At 26.8% G+C, this 17669-nt stretch carries 16 protein-coding genes and 2 pseudogenes; 16 read left to right on the top strand and 2 right to left on the bottom strand.

Annotated features, from left to right (window positions below):
• Positions 1 to 392: 392 nt before the first annotated feature.
• The 5 genes from JWF52_RS15010 to JWF52_RS14990 all read left to right on the top strand — a co-directional run bounded on the left by JWF52_RS15010 (position 393) and on the right by JWF52_RS14990 (position 5326).
• Positions 393 to 1031, top strand: coding sequence for a nitroreductase family protein (locus JWF52_RS15010; protein ID WP_208334347.1), 639 nt, complete (start codon positions 393 to 395; stop codon positions 1029 to 1031).
• Between the two features lie 400 nt (positions 1032 to 1431).
• Entirely contained in the window at positions 1432 to 2232 is an 801-nt protein-coding gene (locus JWF52_RS15005) for a GDSL-type esterase/lipase family protein (RefSeq protein WP_208334346.1), read from the top strand.
• Between the two features lie 18 nt (positions 2233 to 2250).
• Entirely contained in the window at positions 2251 to 2724 is a 474-nt protein-coding gene (locus JWF52_RS15000; protein WP_208334345.1) for a DUF4358 domain-containing protein, read from the top strand.
• A gap of 150 nt (positions 2725 to 2874) precedes the next feature.
• Positions 2875 to 4143, top strand: coding sequence for an MBOAT family O-acyltransferase (locus JWF52_RS14995; protein WP_502711262.1), 1269 nt, complete (start codon positions 2875 to 2877; stop codon positions 4141 to 4143).
• Positions 4144 to 4438: 295 nt separating this feature from the next.
• Complete coding sequence (locus tag JWF52_RS14990) at positions 4439 to 5326, top strand: DHHW family protein (RefSeq protein ID WP_286184210.1); 888 nt, start codon at positions 4439 to 4441, stop codon at positions 5324 to 5326.
• Between the two features lie 97 nt (positions 5327 to 5423).
• Here JWF52_RS14990 and JWF52_RS14985 read toward each other — a convergent pair whose 3' ends face one another.
• Both JWF52_RS14985 and JWF52_RS19765 read right to left on the bottom strand, forming a co-directional pair.
• Positions 5424 to 6020 carry a DeoR/GlpR family DNA-binding transcription regulator gene (locus JWF52_RS14985; protein WP_208334343.1) on the bottom strand — a complete coding sequence of 199 codons (597 nt, stop codon included), beginning with the start codon at positions 6018 to 6020 and terminating at the stop codon, positions 5424 to 5426.
• 24 nt (positions 6021 to 6044) lie between these two features.
• Positions 6045 to 6176, bottom strand: a pseudogene (locus JWF52_RS19765) (DeoR family transcriptional regulator); the annotation flags it as partial.
• A gap of 332 nt (positions 6177 to 6508) precedes the next feature.
• Between JWF52_RS19765 and JWF52_RS14975 the strand changes: the two are divergent.
• From JWF52_RS14975 to JWF52_RS14925, 11 genes and pseudogenes are all read left to right on the top strand, one after another.
• Complete coding sequence (locus tag JWF52_RS14975; RefSeq protein ID WP_208334342.1) at positions 6509 to 7792, top strand: MFS transporter; 1284 nt, start codon at positions 6509 to 6511, stop codon at positions 7790 to 7792.
• An 81-nt stretch (positions 7793 to 7873) separates the two neighbouring features.
• Complete coding sequence (locus JWF52_RS14970; RefSeq protein ID WP_208334341.1) at positions 7874 to 8863, top strand: PHP domain-containing protein; 990 nt, start codon at positions 7874 to 7876, stop codon at positions 8861 to 8863.
• 26 nt (positions 8864 to 8889) lie between these two features.
• Positions 8890 to 10242 (top strand): alanine/glycine:cation symporter family protein, encoded by a 1353-nt coding sequence (locus JWF52_RS14965; RefSeq protein WP_208334340.1) that lies wholly within the window; start codon positions 8890 to 8892, stop codon positions 10240 to 10242.
• A 326-nt stretch (positions 10243 to 10568) separates the two neighbouring features.
• Complete coding sequence (locus JWF52_RS14960) at positions 10569 to 10991, top strand: Fur family transcriptional regulator (protein ID WP_208334339.1); 423 nt, start codon at positions 10569 to 10571, stop codon at positions 10989 to 10991.
• A 6-nt stretch (positions 10992 to 10997) separates the two neighbouring features.
• Positions 10998 to 12020: a metal ABC transporter substrate-binding protein gene (locus JWF52_RS14955; RefSeq protein WP_208334338.1), complete on the top strand. Its 1023-nt coding sequence runs from the start codon at positions 10998 to 11000 to the stop codon at positions 12018 to 12020.
• Between the two features lie 2 nt (positions 12021 to 12022).
• Positions 12023 to 12733: a metal ABC transporter ATP-binding protein gene (locus JWF52_RS14950; RefSeq protein ID WP_208334337.1), complete on the top strand. Its 711-nt coding sequence runs from the start codon at positions 12023 to 12025 to the stop codon at positions 12731 to 12733.
• Positions 12726 to 13553, top strand: a complete 828-nt coding sequence (locus JWF52_RS14945; RefSeq protein ID WP_286184209.1) for a metal ABC transporter permease — start codon at positions 12726 to 12728, stop codon at positions 13551 to 13553. The genes JWF52_RS14950 and JWF52_RS14945 overlap by 8 nt, the downstream gene beginning before the upstream one ends.
• Positions 13554 to 13556: 3 nt before the next feature.
• Entirely contained in the window at positions 13557 to 14021 is a 465-nt protein-coding gene (locus JWF52_RS14940; protein WP_208334336.1) for a TIGR03943 family putative permease subunit, read from the top strand.
• 545 nt (positions 14022 to 14566) lie between these two features.
• Complete coding sequence (gene dltD, locus JWF52_RS14935) at positions 14567 to 15754, top strand: D-alanyl-lipoteichoic acid biosynthesis protein DltD (RefSeq protein WP_208334335.1); 1188 nt, start codon at positions 14567 to 14569, stop codon at positions 15752 to 15754.
• Positions 15755 to 15879: 125 nt separating this feature from the next.
• On the top strand, positions 15880 to 17394 hold the full coding sequence (gene dltA, locus JWF52_RS14930; RefSeq protein ID WP_208334334.1) for a D-alanine--poly(phosphoribitol) ligase subunit DltA: 1515 nt from the start codon (positions 15880 to 15882) through the stop codon (positions 17392 to 17394).
• Positions 17394 to 17669 (top strand): annotated as a pseudogene (locus JWF52_RS14925) (D-alanyl-lipoteichoic acid biosynthesis protein DltB); the annotation flags it as partial. The gene dltA and the pseudogene JWF52_RS14925, both read left to right, overlap by 1 nt.

Genomic DNA, 17669 nt, shown 5'->3' with positions numbered 1-17669 from the left:
GAAAACTTTGAATTAAAAGACTCAAATAGATCTAGAAAAAATATAAACTTCAATAATGATGAAAAAGATTATTTTTCAATGAACGAATATTAATTAAATATAGCAAAATTTATGATTTAAAAATGAAAAATAAAATTAATATAAAGTACAAAAAAGTATTATCATAGTAATTGATAATACTTTTTTGTGAAATTTTAAGAAATCTATTTGAATAGCATTTACGAGGAAGACAGTAATTTAATTGCAATTAAAATAACTAATGTATCTATTTTTAGCATTTATATAATTATATTATGAAAAATTAATATTTAACAAAAAAGTTTGACATAAAACTATTATAGGTATATAATTAGTTTGACATAAAACTAATTATATAAGAGGAGAAATACATAATGGCAAATTTAGATTTTATATACAATCGTAAGAGTGTAAGACAGTTTAAAAATACACCAGTTCCAAAAGAAGATATAGTTGAATTATTAAAGGCTGGGACATATGCACCATCTCCAAAACACCAACAAAATTGGCATTTTGTTGTATTACAAAATAAAGATATAATAAATGAAATGGCAGATATAGTAACTAAAAGCCATGAAAATATAGGACAACTTGCAAAAAACGAAAAAGATTTTAAAAAACATATGAGTGTTATAAAATACTATACATGCTTTAGGCATGCTCCAGTAGTTATATTAGTATATTCATGCGAATATAAAATGATAGAATATAAGCTATTAAAAGAAAGTAATGCACCTCAAGAAGTTCTTGATGTATTAGTATCACCTCAATCAGCAGCTCAAGGCATAGGTGCTGCAGTAGAAAATATTTTATTAGCTGCAACTGAAATGGGTTATGGAACTTGTTATATGACAGGTCCTACACATGCTAAGACTGAGATAGAGAAGCTTATAGGATTTAATAAAGAAGGATACGAATTAATGTCTATGATTTCTTTAGGAGTACCAGAAGATAATACTCCAAATCAACCACCTCGTAAACCTTTAGAAGAGGTTGTAACGTTCATAGATTGATATGTAAATATATATAAGGCATCTACAAAATAATATTGTAGATGCTTTTTTATATTTAAATAAAATTAATAAAAATTCATATAAAAATATAAAAAATACTATACTAAAAAAGTTGTAATAACAGTGTAAATTATAATTACAAAATTGTAAACAGTGATTACAACAGTGTAAATTTTTATATTAAAAATTTATGATATAGTGAAGTTAAGAATAGAATTAAAAAGATTTTTGTCGAAATACGGAATGTCATGAAAATTTTATCTAATAATTTTAAGAAATCATAAAAATTTGGAGGTGAGTATAATTACAGAGTAGTTGCTAAAGATAAGATTGATATTCAAATATACAAAATAATCGATAAAAATATACTATAAACAGAATATAAGGCTAGGGTTTAGGCATGAAAATTAGAAGAAAAATACGTGATAAAATAATAAAATCTACTCTTATATTAGTAGGTTTAGTTTTTGTGGGTTTAGTAAGTAGTAGATATATAACTTCTCAAGCTGAAGACAGTTTTAATAGTTCGATTGAGAATTCTAAGATCATATCAAGTGGTGTAGAGTTAATCAAAAAACTTGAATTTAAAGATGTTATAGAAGTTGAAAATAAAATAGATGATATGAATAAGAAAAAAGATATAAAGGATAAGAAAAAAGATATAAAGGATAAGGATTTAAAACAGATATTTGAGAATTCTGTAATAATGGGAGATTCAATATCAGAATCTTTAATAGAATATAACATATTAAATAAATCCTCTGTAGTAGCATATAAAGGAAGAAATACATCAACTGCTAAAAAAGATGTAAATTTAGCTGTCAATTTATACCCATCTAATATATTTATGGCCTATGGAATGAATGACATACCATACTTTAGAGGAGATGCTAATAAATTTATCTTATCTTATGAAAAACTAATACAAGATTTAAAGTCAAAGTTACCTAAAAGTAAAATATATATATGCTCAATTTTACCCGTACAACAAAAAGTTATAGATGAGGATAAGTTCTATTATAAATTAGATGAATTTAATAATGCCCTTAAAGATATGTGTAATAGGCTAGGGCTAACTTTTATAGAGAGTAAAGATATAGTAGTTAAAAATCCTAATTTATTTGAAAAAGATGGAGTGCATATGAAAATAGGTTTCTATCCATTATGGCTAAGAGTTCTCTTAGATAAATCAAATTTATAAGTTAATGAGGATAAAGAAATGAAAATACATATAAAAAAAATGTTGGCAATTATGGTTATAAATATATCAATATTTACTATGGGATGTTCAAGTGAAATAAATGTATCTATAAATGATATTGAATCTAATTTAATTAAAAATATTGATACTGAGAGTATGGAAAAAGGTAATCAAAAAACACTTAGAAGATTTTATGGAATAAATCCAGATGATTTGGAAGATTTTGTTTTATATACTCCTAAGTCTAATATGGATGTAGATGAAATGTTAGTCTTAAAGGCAAAGGACTTGGAAAAGGTAGATTTTATAGAAGAAAGCATAGAGTCTAGAGTAAACAGGCAGATAGAGAATTTTAATGGATATGGTGTAGACCAGGTTGGGTTATTAGATAATTATGAAATGAAGATAGAAGATAAATATGTTTTTTTCGTAGTATCAAATAAAGCTGAAGAAATTAAAGAAGAATTTATCAAAAGTATAAAAAATAAATAAGGAATGTGAGCGGTTATGGTTTTTAGCAGTATTATTTTTATATTCACTTTTTTACCTATAAGTTTATTATTATATTATATTACTCCAAGAAATATGAGAAATTTAATATTATTATTAATAAGCTTAGTGTTTTATGCATGGGGGGAACCTGTGTATGTTTTATTAATGATATTTACAACAATATTTAACTTTATAATGGGTAGAGTTATAGACGATAATAAAAGAAATATTAGATGTAAAAATATATTGATATTCACAGTTTTAGCAAATCTATTTATTCTAGGATTTTTTAAATACTATGGATTTTTAATTGAAAATATAAATATGTTATTTGGTTTAAATATAGCATATAAGCAACTACCACTTCCAGTAGGTATATCATTTTACACATTCCAAATATTATCTTATATAGTAGATGTATATTTAGGGAAAGTGAAAGTACAGAAAAATTTAATTTCACTTGGATTGTATGTAACTATGTTTCCTCAATTAGTAGCAGGTCCAATTGTAAGATATCAAGATATAGATAGACAGCTTAATTATAGAGAAGAATCTATTCCTAAGTTCGGTTTAGGCATAGATAGATTTTTAAAGGGGCTATGTAAAAAAGTTTTATTAGCTAATAACATAGGTATGGTATGGACAACTATCCAATCTTCAAATATAGATAATATATCTGTGTTAACATCTTGGATAGGTATAATAGCTTATACATTCCAGATATATTTTGATTTTAGTGGTTATTCAGATATGGCCATAGGTCTTGGAAAAATGTTTGGATTTGATTTTATAGAAAACTTTAATTATCCATATATATCAACTAGTGTATCTGAATTTTGGAGAAGATGGCATATATCACTAGGATCATGGTTTAAGGAATACATATATATACCTCTAGGGGGAAATAGAGTAAGTAAATTAAAAAGTATAAGAAATATATTTGTAGTTTGGCTACTTACAGGTTTATGGCATGGTGCCAGCTGGAACTTTATCGTTTGGGGGCTTTACTATGGGACTATATTATTTATAGAAAAAACTATATTAAATAAATTACTAGAAAGATTACCAAAACCTTTAAGACATATTTATACTATGGTATTAATTATGGTAGGTTGGATATTCTTTGGAAGTGAAAATTTAAGTTATGCTTTAAATTACATAGGAGTTATGTTTGGATTAGCTGGAAATAGTCTAGTAGATTCAATTGGCTTATATTATTTATACACTAACTTAATATTATTTGCAGTGCTATCACTGTGCTCAACACCTATAGTAAGTAAAGTATTTAAAATAGTAATAAAAAAAGGAAAAATTGTAGGCTTATCAATGGCTATATTTATTAATATATCAGTAATGATATTATCTATATCTTATTTAGTAAATGAGACATACAATCCTTTCTTATACTTTAGATTTTAAGGAAATTAAAGGAGAATGATTATGGATAATAAAAAATATGATAACAAAAATACTAAGAGATACTATATAATAATGAGCTTTATATTTATAATATTTCTTGTTATTATAGTAACTTTTAACATACTAAAAAAGATATAAAATTTCAGAGTCTGAAAATAGAATATTAGCTAAAAAGCCTAAGTTTACAGTTGAAAAATTAGTAGAAGGAAAGTTTCCAAAAAAATATGAAAAGTATAAAATAGATCAATTTATAAATAGAGATTTATGGATAGAAGTCAAAACAAGTTTTGATAAAATGTTAGGAAAAAATAAATCTAATGGTGTTTATTTAAGTAAATATAATTATTTAATTGAAGAATTTAAAGAGCCAAATTCAAAGATTATAAAATCTAATTTGGATACTATAAATAAATTCTCAGATAAATATAAAAACATAAAACAACATTTTATAATAGCACCCAATGCAATAGAAATATTAGAGAATAATCTTCCTATATTTGCACCTACTGTAAGTCAAAAAAAATACATTGATAATTTTAAAGATAAATTAAATAAAAATGTGAATTTTATAGATGCATATAAGGCATTAAAAGACCATAATAAAGAGTATATTTACTATAAGACAGATCATCACTGGACAACTTTAGGGTCTTATTATACCTTTTTAGAAGCAGCAAATAGCATGAATATTAATATAGAAAAAATTAAGTATGATGTAAAAAAGGTATCAGATAGTTTTTTTGGAACTTTATCTTCTAAAAGTGGATATAAGGCAAAGGAAGCGGATTACATAGAAGTTTATATACCTAAAAATAAAAATGACGAATATGTAGTTAACTATGTAGAGGAACAAAAAAAGTCTGCATCTTTTTATGATAGCTCAAAATTAAGTGTAAAAGATAAGTACGCAGTATTTTTAGGAGGAAATCATCCTCTAACTAAAATAAAAACAACATCTAAGGAAGATAGAAGACTTCTTATATTCAAAGATTCATATGCAAATAACTTTATACCATTTCTAACACCTCATTTTAAAGAAATAGTAGTTGTAGACCCAAGATATTACTATGATGATATTGATAAATTAATTGAAGAAGAAAAGATAACAGATACTCTATTTTTATATAATGCAAACACGTTTTTCTCTGATACATCTTTAGAGTTAGTTTTAAATAATAAATAGTAATAGAAATACTATTTATTATTTACAAGATTAAATATAAAAAAGCTATTGTACAGTTCACAATAGCTTTTTTATATTTATACAATAATTAAATTATTTATTCAGAGATAATTATATTATGTCCTTGTTCTCTAAACTTATCAACTAATTCCGTATCAATTTTAGAGTCAGTAACTATACAATCAACATCATCAAGAGAGCATACTCTAATAAGGGAGATTTCATTAAATTTTGTACTGTCAGATAAAACTACTACTTTTTTAGCACAATCTTTCATTTTATTATGAACAACGACTTCATCCATTCTTTGATCTGTTATACCGTTGTCTAGTGAAACTCCACAAGTAGTTAAAAACATCATATCTAAATTTATTTTATCTAGTATAAGAGTAGCAAAATCAGATACAAATGAATTTTCATCAGGTGTAAGTACTCCACCTGTTGCAATTACAGTAAATCCTTTTTTATCTACTAATTCATGAGCATTCATTAAAGAGTTAGTAACTATTGTAAGATTATTAAATTTCTTTTTTAAAACTTTAGCAAGTTCATAGGATGTAGTTCCAGAATCTAGTCCTATAGATTGTCCGTCTTGAATTAATTCTGAAGCTTCAATAGCTATAGATTGCTTCATATCTGAATTTTGAGATTGACGTACTCCAAATGAGATGTATACATGTTCATCAGATTTCACATTATTCTTGGGAATAGCTCCACCATGAACTCTATCTAAGTATCCAGATTCATCAAGGTATTTAAGATCTTTTCTGATAGTTTCAGAAGATGCATTTAACTCTAATTTAAGATCAGACGTTTTTACTATTCCATCACATTTTAATTTGTTTAAAATTTTGCATATCTTTCTTCAGCTATGATAAATATCACCTCCAATATAAATTTATATTTTTAATAGTAAAAATGAATATTCTACATGATCCTAAAATAGCAATAAATTGCATATTGTAGGAAGTAATTATAAATTATATATCATAAAATTATAAAAATCCACTTTTTGAGCATAAAATCATAAAAAACTACAAAAAAACCAACAAAAAACAATAAAAACCAATAAAAAACTTGAATAAGCTAAAAAAAACAACTATAATGATAAACATAATAAGTTAGTAGCAATACATAAAGTAAATGAAAACGATTTTACAAAATTATTTATGGAGGTTCAGGATGAAAGAAAAAGAATTACAGACAAAGACAAAATATGCTTGTAATAGGTGGTTTACATTTGCAATCCTTGTACTAGGGGCTGGAACAATTTTTAAGCTTAGTTCACTTAAGGATGCATTTTATATACCAATGCAGCAATATATGGGGCTATCTCACACTCAGATAGGAATGGCTCTATCTACATATGGAATAGTTCAAACAGTAGGACTAATATTTTCAATTTATTTGTCAGATAGATTTTCGAAAAAGTACATGATATCTTTCTCATTGATAGGAGTTGGACTTGTAGGAATTTATCTATCAACATTCCCAACATATACAGGTTTCTTAGTAGCATTTGCTATACTTGCTATATTTGGAGAAGTTACTTATTGGCCAGTACTTTTAAAAGCTGTTAGACTTACAGCTACTGAAAAAGAACAAGGTAGAATATTCGGCTTCTTAGAAGCTGGACGTGGAGTAGTTGATACAATAGTAGCATTTTCAGCATTATCTGTATTCTATTTTATGAATGAAAGTGCGGAAGGACTTAAAGCAGCCATATTATTATTTTCAGCGGTTGTTATAATTGCAGGTATAATATCATTCTTTACTGTTCCTCACGATGAAGTAAGAGACGTAAATGAAACAGGAGAAAAAATTGGTAAGAACTTAGCAGCGTTTCAAGGTATGCTTAGAGCTATAAAGATGAAAGAAATATGGGTTGTTGCTTTTACAATATTCTCTGTATACTGTGTATACTGTGGACTTACATATTTTATACCATTTTTAAATGAAGTATATGCTATGCCAGCAACTTTAGTAGGGGCATATGGTATAATAAATCAATATGGATTAAAAATGGTAGGTGGTCCAGTAGGAGGATTCTTAGCAGATAAAGTTACTAAATCGACAGCTAAATATATAAGAGCTGCATTTATTGTTGCAGCAGTTGCTATGACAGTAATAGTTTTCTTACCTCATGAATCAATGAGCATATATTTAGGTATGTCTCTTACCCTAGGTTTTGGAGCAATAATATTTACGATGAGAGCAGTTTTCTTCGCTCCAATGGATGAAATAAAGGTTCCAATAGAGATAAGTGGTGCAGCAATGTCGATAGGGTCTCTTGTAGGATATTTCCCTTCAACATTTGCGTATACTCTTTATGGAAGTATGTTAGATAAAAGTCCTGGATTACCTGGGTATAAGATGGTGTTTATTACTATGATAGGATTTTCAATTGTAGGATTTTTAATAAGTTCTTATCTAGTACATGTTATAAAGCGTAAACAAGCTCAGTAATATTTTATAATATAAATTAACACTTTATAAATAGATATATTTATTGTTAAAAAATAACTTTAAATTAGGAGAAATGCTAAGATGAAAAATATAAATATTAGAGGTTTTAAAAAAGATGGACAATGGTATAAAGGAAACTTACATAGCCATACAACAGTTTCGGATGGAAATCTAACACCACATGAATCAGTAAAACTATACAAAGATAGAGGGTATTCATTTATGTGTTTAAGTGAGCATGATATATATACTGATTTTAGGGAAGAGCTAAATAGTGATGGATTTATACTATTACCAGGAATTGAATGCTCAAGCATAATGTATGATGAAAATAAACAAAGAAAAAAAATACATCACTTGCATGGTATATTAGGAACTAGTGAGATGCAAAAAAAATCTAAGGATAACCTATTTAAGCATATGGAAAAATTAGAACCATTGGTATGGAAAGGATCTAAAACAGCTCAAGAAATAGCGGATTTGATGCGAGCTAAGGGTTGTATATCAACTTATAATCATCCATTGTGGTCAAGAGTGGATCAAGATGATTTTATAGACACAAAAGGTATATTTGCTCTTGAAATATATAATCATGGTACTGTATTAGAAAGCAATACAGGATATGATACTACTCATTGGGATACTATGTTAAGAAAAGGAAATAGAGTTTATGCATTTGCATCAGATGATAATCATAATGAAGAGTGTTTACCAGATTCATTTGGAGGATGGATAATGGTTAAAGCGAGATCATTAGATCATGATAATATAATCAACTCTTTAATCGATGGAGATTATTACTCTTCATCAGGACCTGAAATATATGATTTTGGAATAAAAGATGGAGTTGCATATGTAGAATGTTCTTCTGTGAACCATGTAAACTTTATGTCTGGAAATGCTATAAATGGAGGATTTTCATATTGGGGAACTCCTAATGAAGATAGTATAACAAGTGCGAAATTTGAGTTAAGAGGAAATGAAACATATATAAGAATAGAATGTGTTGATAAATATGGAAAAATAGCATGGAGTAATCCGATATTTATAGATGATATAAAATCGAAATAAATTTATAGATATTAAGAGAGGTCAATATGGAAAATTTGGAACTTTTTTTGAGGAAACTTGCGAGTATTTTATGGGGAAATTGGTTATTATATATACTTTTATCAGTGGGCATTTTGTACTCCTTTGCAACGGATTTTGTTCAGCTTAGAAAATTTCCATATATAATAAAACAAACGATAATGAATCCAATTAAACAAAAGTCTAAAAGAGATAATTCTGACGGAACCATAACATCTTTCCAAGCTATGTGTACAGCTTTAGCTGGATGTGTAGGGAGTGGGAATATTATAGGTGTATCTACAGCACTTGTTTCTGGAGGATTGGGAGCAATATTTTGGATGTGGGTAGCTGCATTTTTAGGTATGGCAACAAAATATGGTGAAATTATCTTAGGTATTATTTATAGAGAGAAAAATAATAAAGGGGAGTACGTAGGCGGACCTATGTATTATATTTCGAAGGGATTAAAATTACCTATACTAGGTAGCATAACTGCTTTACTTATGACTGTACAAATAATAGGTGGGAATTTTATACAATCTAATGCTATATCTGGAGTTATGAAAAATTCATTCAATGTACCATCATTAATAACGGGAATATTATTGGTTACGATAGTATTTATCATAGTATCTGGTGGACTTAAAAGATTAGCAAGTGTTACTCAAAGAGTTGTTCCAATAATGGCTATATTTTATATTTTATTTGGCTTATTATTAATATTAATTAATATAGATAAAGTTCCGGGAACTATAATACAGATAATTAAAAGTGCGTTTACTATTGAATCTAGTATTGGTGGTATAGCTGGCCATACTATAAAGGAAGCTATGAGATTTGGTGTAGCAAGGGGATTATATTCAAATGAAGCTGGAGAAGGATCAGCGCCGGTAATTCACTCAACTGCAAATGTAAGTCATCCTGCTGAACAAGCTATATTTGGTGTTACTGAAGTATTTATAGACACAATCGTAATATGTACGATAACAGGTTTAATATTAGGGTGTACAGGTGTATTAGATAGTGGAGCAGATCCATCTATTTTAGTAATAAATGCATTTGGAACTATACATCCAATACTAAGATATATTGTATCTATAAGTTTAATTTTATTTTCATTAACATCTCTTATAAGTCAGTGGTACTTTGGATATGTAGGTTTAAATTACATATTTGGTGAAAAAATAGCAATTAATTTTAAGTATGTTTTTCCTATATTCAGTATTGTAGGAGCTTTAATTAGTATTGATATAGTATGGTTAATTCAAGATTGTGCTCTTGGATTACTTATAATACCAAATCTTATAGCTTTAATTATATTAGTACCAGAAGTTAGAAAATATACAAAAGAATTTTTTCAAATAAATAAATCAAAATAAAGCAAAGAAGCCTTAATTTTATTAAGGCTTCTTTTTATTCGAAATTTAAAAATTAGAATTAGGTCAAATATAAATATTATACTCTACAGACAATATTTTAATGTCTATTTAGTTTATTAAATATATATATTACAGGTATAATTATATTAAACGAATTTATAAGTAAATAATTCAAAAATAGACAAGACAATAACAGATTAATTTATATGTAAATAAAAAATAGGAATAATATAATATTTTATAGAAAAAGAAATTGAAATCTGATTTCAATTTCATATTGACAAATAAAATAAACATTAATAATATTAATTTAGGAGGTATTATTCATGAATAAGAAAACCGAATACAAAACAAAGCAAAGAGAGATAATCTTAGATTATTTAAAAGAAAATGAAGATAGACATGTAACAATAGATGAAGTATTTAAATACTTAGAGGAGCAAGGCAATAAGGTAGGAAGAACAACAGTATATAGATACATGGAAAAATTAACGAGTGATGATTTACTAAGAAAGTATTATATTGAAGAAGGTGCAGGATCATGTTATCAATACATAGGTGATCATGAAGATTGCCATCAGCATTTTCATATGAAATGTACAGAATGTAAAGAGTTAATACATCTAGAATGTTCTTATTTAGAAGATGTAAATAATCATATCTTAAAAGAACATAACTTTATAATTAATAACGCAAAGACTGTCTTCTACGGTATTTGTAATAATTGTAGAGGCAAGTCAGAAAGGTAGTATAAAATGAAGAAAATTACTGTTATTGTATTGTCTACAATTTTAATGATATCTTCTATATTAACAGGGTGCACGAATACAAAAAATAAGGAAGATGATAAAAATAAGACAAGTTTAAAAAAAGATAAATTACATATAGTTACAACTTTATTCCCTCAATACGATTTTGTTAAACAAATAGCTGGAGATAAGGCAGATGTTAAATTACTTTTATCGCCAGGTCAAGATAGTCACTCTTTTGAGCCTACTCCTGAAGATATTATAGCAATTCAAAATGCAGATGTATTTATCTACAATGGTGGTGAAGCAGAGGCATGGATTGATAAAGTAATAGATTCTATAGATACAAAAAAAGTAAATATTATTAAGATGATGGATTATGTTAAGGCTGTAAAAGAAGAGGAAGTAGAAGGCATGGAACCTGAGGATGAACATGATCATGAAAAGGAAGAATTAGAACAAAATGGTGAAAATAATAATCAGGATCATGAAGATGAGGAAGAATATGACGAGCATATTTGGACTTCTCCTAAAAATGCAATAAGGATGGTAGAAGGTATTAAAGATACTTTAGTTAAAGTAGATAATATTAATTCAAAAGGTTATAACACAAATTATGAAAAGTACATAAAGGAACTTGAAAAATTAGATAAATTACTTATAGATACAGTATCTAAAGCTAAAAGAAAAATGCTTGTTTTCGGAGATAAGTTTCCATTTAGGTATCTTGTAGATGATTATGGATTAACATATAGAGCAGCTTTTAATGGGTGTAGCACACAAACAGAACCTAGCATTGAAACAGTTACATATTTAATAAACAAAGTAAAAGAAAATAAAATACCTGCCATTTATCATATTGAAATGAGCAATAAAAAAATAGCTAAAACAATTAGTGAAGAAACAGGAGCTAAAGTACTATTACTACATTCAGCGCACAATGTTACAAAGGAAGAATTTAATAAAGGTATTACATATATAGATATAATGAATAACAACATTACTAACCTAAAGGAAGGCTTAGAATAAATATGAACTTAGTAGAATGTAAGAATATAAGTTTTTCATATGAAAATAATGTTGTAGTAAAAAATGTTGATTTTAAAGTTTCAAAAGGTGATTACTTATGTATAATTGGTGAAAATGGTTCTGGGAAAAGTACATTGGTAAAAGGTATATTAGGGTTAATAAAACCATATAAAGGAAATATTTTCATAAGTGAAGAATTAAAAAAATCAACTATTGGATATATTCCTCAGCAAAGTGATATTCAAAGAAATTTTCCAGCCACAGTTTATGAAGTTGTACTATCTGGGTGTATAAGAAGAAATAGCATATTTCCGTTTTATAGCAAAGAAAATAAAGTATTAGCTTGTGAAAGCATGAGAAAATTAAAAATATTAAACTTGAAAAATAGATGTTATAGTGAATTATCAGGAGGTCAACAACAGAGGGTTCTTATTGCAAGAGCTTTATGTGCTACAGATAAGTTAATCATAATGGATGAACCTATAACTGGATTAGATCAAAAATCTACACTAGATATGTATAATATGATAGATAATTTAAATAAAGAATATGAACTTTCTATTATTATGGTATCTCATGATATAAAAACATCTCTAAACTACGCTAATAAAATATTACATATGAGCAATGACTTGTTGTTTTTTGGTGATGTAAAAGACTATAAACAAAGTGAAGTTGGAAAGAGATTTTTAGGTGGTGGAAGTAATGATTAATGTAGTTTCAGAGATGGTATCTTATCCATTTGTTTTAAGAGCTATGATAGTGGGGATTTTAGTGTCACTATGCTGTTCTTTATTAGGTGTAAGTCTAGTTTTAAAAAAATATTCAATGATTGGTGAAGGATTATCTCATGTTTCATTTGGAGCAATATCTATAGCAGTAGCTTTAGGTGTTGCACCATTAAAGCTATCAATACCAGTCGTTGTTATAGTAGCTTTCTTATTACTTAGAATTAAAGAAACTAGTAAAATAAAAGGTGATTCTGCTATAGCAATTATATCGTCTAGTTCATTAGCTATAGGTGTAATATCAATAGCATTGACAACTGGAATGAATACAGATGTATGTAACTATATGTTTGGAAGTATTCTAGCAATGAGTAAAGATGATGTGTATTTAAGTGTAATTTTATCTATAGTAGTATTATTTTTATTTACAATTTATTATAATAAAATATTTTCAATTACTTTTGATGAAAATTTTGCACAATCAACAGGCATAAATGTATCTTTTTATAATATGATGATATCAATTCTAACTGCTATAACTATTGTTCTTGGGATGAGGATGATGGGAGCTATGCTTATATCAAGTTTAATTATTTTTCCAGCGATAATATCAATGAAAATATTTAAGAGCTTTAAAACAGTAGTTATTAGTTCAGGGGTGGTATCAATATTATCATTTTGCATAGGTATGGTTATATCATATAAATTATCAACACCTACTGGAGCTAGTATTGTAATAGTAAACATAATTATTTTTGTACTAGCTACAATATTTGAGAAGATAAAATGTAGTAAAAGGAGTTAGAATATGAAAATAATAAAGCGTTTATTAATATTATTATTTTTATTATTGTTTACTGGATGTTCAAATTCTAAAGTAAAAGTAAATAGTCAAAAAGAAATAGTTTCTACAAATGATGATATGGTAATAGAAATCAAAGAAAAAATGTTTATAGCGCAACTTGATGATGTTTTTACTAACCCAAATGACTATATTGGAAGAACTATTAAAATAGAAGGATTTTATGATCCACTTGAAATGGATGGAAGAACCATTAACTATGTTTCTAGACGATCACCAGGATGCTGTGGAAATGATGGAATAGCATGTATTGAATTTATAGGAGATAAAAAAATGCCTAAGCGGAATGATTGGATAGAAGTAATTGGTAAAATAGAAGAATACGAAGATGAATCTGGAAAAAGTGTTAGAATTCGTTTAGGTACACTAAATGTTAAAACTGAAAGAGGGGCTGAATTTGTAAGTCAATAGATTTATACTCTTAGGATTTAGAATTATAATTTAAAAAGGTATTAGCTATAAAGCTAATACCTTTTTATTTGGGTATGTCTGAAATAAATATTGATAAGCTAATATGTATTATATATATCATTGCCTATTTATTTCGGATTTACTAACTAAATAAATAAAATTCATAAGAAAATATTTTTGTAAAATACGAATGTTATTTACTTAACTAAATTTACTTAGGGGTAGTAAATTTAGGGGAAAAGATTCATCGATATATTTTAGCATATTTAATTCATAAAAATATCGAAAGTGGACTGAAATGCATTTTTTTGGGACTGAAATACAAACTTTAGGGAAAAAAATGATTATGTAAACCGTTTTAATTGTAATATAATTTAAAATAAAAACATTTTAAAGGGAACGCAAAAAGTAACAAAAAATAACAAAACGATGAAAACTATTGATTAAGTAAAATAAATGTGCAATATTATATAAGTGATTAAAAAACAATGTTTAATATTAAACATTGTAAAATAGAGTATTTAAATAATTATTAGGAGCTGAGAATGAAAAAAATAGGTTACGTAGTTATGCCATTTATATTAGGTATGATATTTGTATTAGGGATAAATAATTTTTTTGATTTAAAGATAAAAGATTTATTAAAAAACAAAGATTTAACTACGATTATGAATGATTCGTTAAGTGATATAAAAGATAAAGGAAGCATAGCAAATAATTATTTTTTAGAGAGAGAAGATGCTCTTATATTAGGCTCTTCTGAGTTAGGTCATTCAACAAAACAACACCCGACATACTATTTCAACACCAATAGAAGTAAAAATGGTGTAGCAACTATAGGAAGGGCATACACTCAAAGTTTGCAAGATGCAACAATATTAGGGAGTTTAGACCCAGATATTAAAAATAAAAAAGTAGCGTTACTAATATCGATGCAATGGTTTATGGATAAAGAAGGAGTAACTGAAGGGCACTATCAATTTAGATTTTCTCCATCACAATTTTATAATTTCTTGGATAATCCAAAAATATCTAAAGAAAGTAAAACTAAACTAGTTGCTAGAAGTGAAGAACTTTTAAAAGAATCTGCTGAATATAAAGCAGAATATGTTTATGCAAAATTATACAATTCAAATGATTTTATTTCAAAAACTGAGAAGTTTTTATTGAAGCCATATCTTGAGCTAAGAAAATATTTCGTAAGACTTAAAGAAAAGGGTCTACTTTATAAAGAATTAGTATCGTTAAATGATGCTAAAAAACACACACCAAAAGGAACCATTGATTGGGAAAAAGAAAAAGCTAAAGCAATAGAAGATGCTAAAAAAAGAGTAGGAAAAAATGACCTTAATATTGATAAAGGCTACTACAAAAAGCATTTTAAAAATGGGCTAGACAAAGTTAAAGGTAGATACAAAGATATTAACTTACTAGAATCTAAGGAACTTAAAGATTATGAGCTTAAATTAAAAATATGTAAAGAATTAGGAATAAAACCTGTAATAGTGATGTTACCTTCTATGGATAAATATTACAATTTAACAGGTATATCAAAAGAAGAAAGACATGAACTTTACGACAAAATAATATCTATATCTAAAAGTTATGGATTTGAAGTTATGGATTTAAGAGATAAAGAAACAGAAAAATATTATTTAAGAGATGTAATGCATCTTGGAACGAAAGGATGGGTAGATGTTAGTGAAAAGTTATATAAAAAGTTTGATCAGTAATAAAGATCTAATGAAGAGTATTTGTTTCACTCTAATTATAATAATAGCAATATTAATATTGATATTTACACCATTTAAGCAAATCCCATTTGTATATAATGAATTTTAATTAAGGAGATATACCTATGAAAATTATTGAAAGTATAAAAAAATATGCTAGTACTGATAGAATTGCAATAATCTGTGAAGGTGAAAAACTTTCATATAGAGATTTAAATGATTATTCAGAAGCTATTGCCGTATATTTAAAATCTATACATGGTGATGAAAATATACCTGCTGTAGTATATGGAAATAAGGAAAATATGATGATGCCTTGTATGATAGGTTCTTTAAAATCTGGTAGAGCATATGTTCCTATTGATACAAGTTTTCCAATAGAAAGAGCAAAAGCTGTAATTGAAGAAGTTAAGCCAAAAGTTTTATTTAACTTTGGTGAAGATGTTGAATTTGAAGACGTTATAGTAATAAATGAAGAAAAACTTAAAGACTTAATAAAAGAATATAAAGATCAATCAATATCTAGTGAAAATTGGGTAAAAGAAGATGAAAATGCATATATATTATTTACATCAGGAAGTACAGGTAAACCAAAAGGTGTACAAATAAGTTCTGATAATTTAGATAGCTTTGTAGACTGGATGAGTCCTTGTCTAAAAGTAGACGGAAGCGAAAAAGTTATGATGAATCAAGCTGCATATTCATTTGACTTATCAGTTACAAGTATATACCCTGGTTTAGTAAATGGAGCAACATTATTTTCAATATCTAAGAAGGTATTGGCAGACTATAAATTATTATTTAATGAGCTAAGTAAATCGAATATGTCAGTATGGGTATCAACACCATCATTTGCAGGTGTTTGTTTATCTGATGCAAGCTTTAATCAAGAGATGATGCCAAATCTTGAATCGATGATATTTATAGGTGAAGTTTTACCTAAAAATGTTGCTAAAGAGCTTATAGAAAGATTCCCAAAAATAAGAGTTATAAATGGATATGGACCAACAGAAGCAACAGTTGGTGTAAGTGTAAATGATATAACTTTAGAACATATTGAAGATGAAGTAAGTTTACCAGTAGGATATCCTATGGATAATTGTAGAATTAAAATAGTTGATGAAGATGGGATAGAAGTTAAAGATGGAGAAAAGGGTGAGATTATAATAATAGGTCCATCAGTTTCAAAAGGTTACTTTAATAATAAAGAAAAAACAGATGAAGTATTTTATGTTGATGAAATAAACAATGTAAAGCATAGAGCTTATAAAACTGGAGATATTGGTTATATGAATGAAGGCAGAATATATTATTCTGGAAGAGTTGATTTCCAAGTTAAGCTAAATGGATATAGAATAGAAATAGAAGATATAGAAAATAACCTAAGAAAAGTTGATAATATAAAAAATGCAATAGTAATTCCTATATACAAAAATGATAAAATAGCGTATTTAAAAGGTATAGTTCAGTTAAAAGAAAAGAATGAATTAAGTAACATAAAAAATGGTACATTAATAAAGAAAGAACTATCAAAATATCTACCACAATATATGATACCTAGAAATGTAACTGTTATAGATGAGTTCCCTATGAATACAAATGGGAAAATAGATAGAAAGAAATTAATGGCTGAGTTATAATGACTTTTTCACAATACGGAGATTACTTCTACCTTTATATATTATTATTAACATTAATACCAGCAGTAGTATTAGGTTTACTAGGTAAAAACATAAAATATTATGGAATAATAGCAAGTATATTCATGATATTTATAATAGTAGGAAGAGACGTTAGTCTTTTATATTTCACGATGTTTATGATATTTGAAATATGTCTAATAAAAGGATATTTTTATATAAGACAAAAGACTAAAAATAAATATGTTTACTGGATATTTTTATTCAGTTCAATG

The organism is Clostridium sp. CCUG 7971, assembly GCF_017590215.1.
Classification (GTDB): Bacteria; Bacillota; Clostridia; order Peptostreptococcales; family Peptostreptococcaceae; genus Faecalimicrobium.
The sequence above is the reverse complement of the archived record's forward strand: the minus strand, read 5'-3'. Positions and strand labels throughout refer to the sequence as shown.